Origin of the sequence: Aquisphaera insulae (assembly GCF_011064615.1) — a bacterium.
GTDB classification, from domain to species: Bacteria; Planctomycetota; Planctomycetia; order Isosphaerales; family Isosphaeraceae; genus Aquisphaera; species Aquisphaera insulae.
Window position 1 is genome coordinate 1 of the sequence record NZ_JAALJH010000229.1, and the last position, 1188, is coordinate 1188.

General features: G+C 68.1%; 1 protein-coding gene. It reads right to left on the minus strand.

Annotation, left to right across the window (positions count from 1 at the left end; genetic code table 11):
* The coding region (locus tag G6O54_RS36885) for an ISAs1 family transposase (RefSeq protein ID WP_165236129.1) at positions 1–1115 on the minus strand (1115 nt) is incomplete at its 3' end.
* Positions 1116–1188: the final 73 nt, after the last annotated feature.

The window sequence follows — 1188 nt, forward strand, 5'->3', positions numbered from 1 at the left end:
TCGTTCCAGCCGCAGCAGCGGCGCTTCATGATCAGGCTGCGGCGGCGGTCGGGGTGCTGCTTGAGGATCGAGAGAGTGAAGCGGTAGAGCCAGTTGATGTTGTTACCCAGGACCCGCTCGCGGATCCGCGAATCGTCCTCGCGGAAGGTCACGTCGAGGCTCCAATGGCACGAGTTCTCCACCGCCCAATGGCCGCGGACCGCGCGGGCGAACAGCTTCACGTCCACCGGCAGGCTGCTGAGATAGTATCGGGCCTCGACGCTCACCTTTTCGCCCACCTTCCGCACCGACGTCACCAGGGCGACCGACTTCAGCCCCTTCCAGTCGGCCTTACCGGGCAGGCCCTCGGGGACCGGCAGTTGCAGATAGGTCCGCTCCTCCTCGCGACCATGGCCGCGGTCGGTCGTGGTCAGCTCCTGGGCATCCTCCAGGTCCCCTTCCAGCCGCTCGTCGATGTGCTCGATGACCGCCGTGTGCAGCGCCTCGTGGTTCCGCTTCAGGGCCAGGACGTAGTCGGCCTTGCCCTCGATGACCTTGGCGGCGATCGCCTTCTGGGCCCCCATGGCGTCGATCGTGACGATGCCGCCCCGGACGTCGATCTTGCCGAGCAGTTCGGGGATCGCGGTGATCTCGTTGGACTTCTCGGCGCAGGCCTGCTGGCCCAGGGCCAACCCGAGCTCGCCGGCCCAGGCGGTGACGACGTGGAGGGCGCCCAGCCCGTTCCTGACGTCGTGACTCCGGCGAGCCGTCTTGCCGTCGATGGCGATGATCGGGCGATCGACGCCGGTCGTCGCCGTGGCCTCGCCGCGGAGGCGGTCGATCCAGGCATTGAAGGCGTCGCCGAAGGCATCGGGCTCGATCAGCATCAGGACGCGGCGGAAGACGTCCTTGCCGGGGACGCCGAAGGGGAGGTCGAGGAGTCCCACGAGGAGCGCCTCCTTCTGCTCGGCCCAGAGTGCGATGGCCGTGGGCCCGGCGGCCCCGGCGAGGACCGCCAGCACCGCGATGACCAGGACGCTGGGCAAGGGATGCCGTCGGTTGATGTGGGAGCGGGGGTCCTCGATCGTGGAGAAGGATTCCACGATCTCGTCCAGCTTGCTGCGGGTCGTCGCCATGGTCGTTCTCCGGCCACCGGTGCTCGATCACACGATGGTGGACGGTATACCAGGTCACGCCCCAGGGCGCAAG